Annotated in this window: 1 protein-coding gene and 1 pseudogene; both read right to left on the reverse strand. The window is 74.7% G+C overall.

Annotated features, from left to right (window positions below):
• Nucleotides 1–2,016: pseudogene (locus tag ACTWQH_RS32345) on the reverse strand (type I polyketide synthase); the annotation flags it as partial.
• Between the two features lie 49 nt (nucleotides 2,017–2,065).
• Nucleotides 2,066–5,922 (reverse strand): SDR family NAD(P)-dependent oxidoreductase (locus ACTWQH_RS32350; protein ID WP_443290384.1); only part of this gene is annotated, 3,857 nt, incomplete at its 5' end.

The raw sequence follows: 5,922 nt of genomic DNA on the forward strand, positions 1-5,922 counted from the left end.
GACCAGGGTGGTGGCGTCGGTGAGGTTGAGGATGCCGGCGCAGTGGGCGGCGGCGATGTCGCCGATGGAGTGGCCGGTGAGGTGGTCGGGGGTGATGTCCCAGCTTGTGAGGAGGTGGTAGAGGGCGACTTCGTGGGCGAAGAGGGCGGGTTGGGTGTAGCGGGTCTGGGCCAGGAGGTCGTGGTCGGTGAACATCACCTCGCGCAGCGGGCGGTCGAGGTGGGGGTCCATCGCCTCGCACACCGCGTCCAGGGCGGCGGCGAAGGTGGGGAAGGCGGCGTACAGTCCCCGGCCCATCCCCGCGCACTGACTCCCCTGCCCCGAGAAGAGGAACGCCGTGAGGTCGCGCGCCGAGGCGATATGACCGGGCCTCTCGGTCTCGCCCTCGGCCAACGCCGCCAGCTCCCGCACCAGTTCGTCCCGGTCGGCGGCCAGCAGGACCGCGCGCTGGTCGAGCGTCGCCCGCGTGGTTGCCAGGGTGCGGGCGAGGGCGGCGAGGTCCAGGTCCTGGTCCGTGCGTTCTTGGAGGTGGTGCAGGAGTTGGGTGGCCTGGGCGCGTAGGGCGGGTTCGGTCTTGGCCGACAGCGGGATCGGGACCGGGGTGGGCCGAGCGGACGGCGGCGCGTCCTCCTGTGCCGGGGCCTCGGCGGCTTGTTCGAGGATGATGTGGGCGTTGGTGCCGCTGACGCCGAAGGAGGAGACCGCGGCCCGGCGGGGGCGTTGGTTCTCTGGCCAGGGCCGGGGCTGGGTCAGCAGCGCGACCGTGCCCGCGTCCCAGTCGACGTGTGGGGTCGGCTCGTCGATGTGGAGGGTGGGGGGTAGGTGTCCGTGGTGGATGGCCTGGACCATCTTGATGATTCCGGCGACGCCTGCGGCTGCTTGGGTGTGGCCGATGTTGGACTTGATGGAGCCCAGCCAGAGGGGTTGGTCGTCTGGCCGGTCCTGGCCGTAGGTGGCCAGCAGTGCCTCCGCCTCGATGGGGTCGCCCAGCGTTGTGCCGGTGCCGTGGGCTTCGACGGCGTCGATGTCGGCCGGCTTCAGGCCGGCGTTGGTCAGGGCGGCGCGGATGACCCTTTGCTGGGAGGGGCCGTTGGGGGCGGTGAGCCCGTTGCTGGCGCCGTCCTGGTTGACGGCCGAGCCGCGTGCCACCGCCAGCACGCGGTGGCCGTTGCGCCGCGCGTCCGACAGCCGCTCCAGCGCGAGGATGCCCACGCCTTCCGCCCACCCGGTGCCGTCCGCCGCCGCCGCGAAGGACTTGCACCGCCCGTCCGGGGACAGCCCCCGCTGACGGCTGAACTCGACGAAGACTCCCGGGCTCGCCATGACCGCCACGCCCCCGGCCAGGGCCATGTCGCACTCGCGCGAGCGCAGCGCGTTCACCGCCAGGTGCAGGGCCACCAGCGAGGACGAGCACGCCGTGTCGACCGTCACCGACGGGCCCTCCAGCCCGAACACGTACGACACGCGGCCCGATTGCACGCTGGCCGCGATGCCCGTCAGCCGGTGCCCGGCCACCTCCGGCGCGGCTTGGTGCAGCTCGGGCCCGTAGTCCTGGCGTACGCCGCCCACGAACACGCCCGTCCGGCTGCCGCGCAGCGAGGTCGGGTCCATCCCGGCGCGCTCCAGCGCCTCCCAGCTCGTCTCCAGCAGCAGCCGCTGCTGCGGATCCATCGCCAACGCCTCACGCGGCGAGATTCCGAACAACTCGGCGTCGAAGTCGGCGGCGTCGTGGAGGAAGCCGCCCTCGCGCACGTAGCAGGTGCCGGGCGTGTCCGGGTCCGGGTCGTACAGAGCGTCCAGGTCCCAGCCCCGGTCGTCGGGGAAGGCGGACACCGCGTCGCGGCCGGAGTCCACCAGCTCCCACAACTCCTCCGGCGAGGCGACCCCGCCCGGGAAGCGGCAGGCCATTCCCACGATGGCGATCGGCTCCCGCGCGGCCTCGGTCAGCTGCTGGTTCAGCCTCCTGAGCTGCTTCCCCTCGCGCAGCGACTTTCGCAGCGCCTCCACGAGGCTCTCGGTCGAAGGCGCGCTCGCCTCGCTCATCGCGTACCACCCACCCAGTCGTTCATGAGCCTGAGCCAAAGTCGGAGTTCGAGTTGAAGTCGGAGTCGGAGTCGGAGTCGCTGAACGCCATGTCGATCAGGCTCTGGGCGTCCAGGGAGTCGAGATCGAGGTCGAGATCGGTGTCGAGATCGGTGTCGGCGTCGGGCGCGCCCGTGTTTTCGCTGGCGGCCGGCTTCGCCGGGTCGTCGGCGGTCAACGCCAGCAGCGCGTCGAGCAGCCCGGCCCCGCGGAGCCGCGCGAGCGGGATCGACGCCAGGGCCTCGCGCACCGCCGCCTCGTCCGGCTCCGGCTCATTCGGCTCGTTCGCACCGTCCGCCTTGTCCGCCTTTTCGGCGTCCGGCGGCCCCTCAAGCAGCCCGGCCAGATGTTCCGCCAGCGCGAGCGGCGTCGGGTGGTCGAACAGCAGCCCAGCGGGCAGCCGCAGCCCCGTCTCCCTCGCCAGGCGGTTGCGCAGCTCCACCGAGGTCAGCGAGTCGAAGCCCAGCTCCTTGAACGCCTCCTCCGGCGCCAGCGCCCGCGCGTCGGCGTGTCCCAGTACCGCCGCTGACTGCTCGCACACCAGGTCAAGCACCGCGCGACCGCGCTCAACGGCGCTCGATCCGGCCAGGCGTTGCGCGAAGCTCTCCCCAGGCTGCCCCCCGGCGCGGTCGGCGTCACGCGGCGGCGTACGGCGGCGGCCGCCGCCCACCGGGGCGCCCACCAGGCCGCGCAGCATCGGGGGCACCTCGCCCCCGGCACGCTCCAGCTTGATGGGCACCAGCACGGCGTCGTCCACCCCCAGTGCCCCCTGTGCCCCTAGTGCCCCCAGCGCCGCGTCGAACAGCCGCAGCCCCTCCTCGGCCGAGAGCGCCGCCGACCCGGCGCGCGTCAGCCGGGCGCGGTCGGCGTCGCCCAGCGCGGCGTTCATTCCGCCCGGCTGGTCCCACAGGCCCCATGCGAGCGAGGTCGCGGGGAGCCCGGCGGCGCGGCGGTGGTGGGCGAGGGCGTCGAGGAAGGCGTTGGCGGCGGCGTAGTTGGACTGCCCGGCCGAGCCCAGCGTGCCGGACGCCGACGAGAAGAGCACGAACATCGCCAGGTCGGCGTCCCGCGTCAGCTCGTGCAGCGCCCACGCGGCGTCGACCTTCGGGGCGAAGACGGTCCGCAGCCGTTCGGCCGTCATGGAGGCGAGTACGCCGTCGTCGAGCACGCCGGCCGCGTGCACGACGCCGGTCAGCGGGTGCGCCGCCGGGACGCGGGACAGCAGCTGGGCCAGCGCCTGCCGGTCGGCCACGTCGCAGGCGGCCACCGTGACCTCGGCGCCCAGCTCCTCCAGCCGCGCGACCAGTTCGGCCATGCCGTCGGCCGCCGCTCCCCGCCGCCCGGCCAGGAGGAGGTGGCGTGCCCCGTGCGCGGTCACCAGGTGCTGGGCGATGAGTTTGCCCAGCGCGCCGGTGGCGCCGGTGACGAGGACCGTGCCCTGCGGGTCGAGCGGGCGGGGCACGGTCAGCGCCGCCTTCCCGCGCAGGCCTGCCTGGCTGAGGCGGCGGAACGCCTCGGGGGCGCTGCGCACGCCCCACACGGTCATCGGCGGCAGCGTGAACGCCCCTCGGTCGAACAGGACCAGCACCTCGGCCAGCATCTCCGCGATGCGCTCGGGCCCGGCCTCCATCAGGTCGAACGCCGCGTACTCCACGCCCTCGTACGCGGCCCGCACGGCCTCCGCATCCCGGATGTCGGTCTTGCCCATCTCCAGGAACCGGCCGCCGGGCCGCAGCAGCCGCAGCGAGGCGTCGACGAACTCGTCGGCGAGGGAGTTCAGCACCAGGTCCAACCCGGCCGCCGGGAAGGCGGCCGCGAAGTCGAGGGTGCGGGAGGAGGCGATGCGGTCGTCGGGCAGGCCCGCCGCGCGCAGCGCGTCCCACTTGCCGGGGCTGGCGGTGGCGTACACCTCGGCGCCCAGGTGCCGTGCGAGCTGCACGGCCGCCGTGCCGACGCCGCCCGCCGCCGCGTGGACCAGAACCGACTGGCCCGGCTTGAGGGCGGCGAGGTCCACCAGGCCGTAGTAGGCGGTGAGGTAGACGACGGGGACCGTGGCGGCCTGGGCGAAGGACCAGCCCTGCGGCATACGGGCCAGCAGCCGCCGATCCGCCGTCGCCAGCGGGCCGATGGCGCCCCGCACCATGCCGAACACCCGGTCGCCGGGCGCCAGGTCCGTGACGTCGGGCGCCGTCTCGACGACAACGCCGGCCGCCTCCGCGCCGATGGTCACCCCGCCCGGGTACATGCCGAGCGCGCCCAGCACGTCCCGGAAGTTCAGCCCTGCGGCACGCACGGACAGCCGCACCTGTCCCGGCGCCAGCGGCGCGCTCGCCTCGGGCGCGGGCAGCAGCGCGAGCCGGTCGAGGGACCCGGGCTCGGTCACATCCAGCCGCCAGGGCGGGGCCGGGGGCGCGGGCGGGGGCGGGGCCGGTGGCGGGGGCAGGAGTTCGAGGGTTTCCGCCCGGGTGAGGCGGGCGGCCAGCACCTCGCCCGCGCGCACCGCGAGTTGTGGCTCACCGGAGGCGACGGCTCGCGGCAGGGCGCGCATCGAGGCGGGGGAGCCGTCGGTGTCGACGAGGAGCAGCCGTCCGGGGTGCTCGGCCGCGGCGGCGCGGACCAGGCCCCAGGCGGTGGCGGCGACGGGGTCGGGGTCCTCGGTGCGGGTGGCGGCCACGGCGTTGCGGGTGAGGACGAGGAGGCGGCCGTCGGCGAAACGGTCCTCCGCCTCCGCCAGCCACTCCTTGATGCCGTTGAGCAAGCGGACGGCGACGGCGTGCGCGGCGGCGGGGGCGTTGGTGGTGCCGTCGGTGGTGTCGTCGGTGGTTGTGGTCACGGGCAGCACGCGAACGCCGGGGGCTCCGGGCACCTCGGCGAGGTGGTCGAGGTCGCCAGGCACAGCCCAGTCCTCAACGGGGGCGGTGGTGGCCGGCAGCGGCGTCCAGGCGAGCCGGTGGAGCGGCTCGGCTGCCGTGAGCGGGCGCAGCAGCAACGACCCCACCGTGACGATGGGTTGGCCCGCCGAGTCGGTGGCGGTGAGGGAGACGGCGTCGGGACCGGTCGGGACGATGCGTACCCGGAGTGTCGCGGCGTTCGTGGCGTGGATGCGGACCTCGCTCCAGCCGAAGGGGAGGTACGCCGTCCCGCCCTGCCCGGACCCCGTGAGGGCGATGGCGTGGAGGGCGGCGTCGAGCAACGCGGGGTGGAGGGCGAAGCGTTCGGCGTCGGCCGTGGCCTGCTCGGGCAGTGTCACCTCGGCGTAGATCGCGTCGTCGTGGCGCCAGGCGGCGCGCAGCCCGTGGAAGGCGGGGCCGTAGCGCAGACCGGCGGCCTCCAGCCGGTCGTACAGCTCGTCCAGGGAGACCGGGACGGACGCCTCCGGGGGCGGCCAGGCGACCGGCTGAGATGCCGCGTCGCCTGTGCCGGGAGTGCTGGGAGTGCCGGGGGTACCGAGGGTGCCGTGGGCGTGGCGGGTCCAGGGCGCGCCGTCGCCGTCGGCCGGGCGCGCGTATATGCCGAGGTCGGTGCCGTCGCTGACGGTGACCTGGAGCTCGACGGCGCCGGTGGCGGGGATTGACAGGGGCGCGGCGAGGACGAGTTCGTCCACGGCCGTGCCGTCGCCCGCGAGCTGGGCTGCGTGGAGGGCGAGTTCGAGGATGGCGGTGCCGGGGAGGAGGGGGGTGTCTGTGATGGTGTGGTCGGCGAGCCAGGGGTGGGTGCGGAGGGAGAGGCGTCCGCTCAAGACCACGTCCCCGTCGCGGTCGGCGAGGTCGATGGCGGGGTCGACCAGGGGATGGCTGCCTGCGCTGTGTCGTGTGGACGCGGGCGCGTCGAGCCAGAGGC

Origin of the sequence: Streptomyces sp. 6N223, from assembly GCF_052246635.1 — a bacterium.
In the GTDB taxonomy this organism is placed as follows: domain Bacteria; phylum Actinomycetota; class Actinomycetes; order Streptomycetales; family Streptomycetaceae; genus Streptomyces.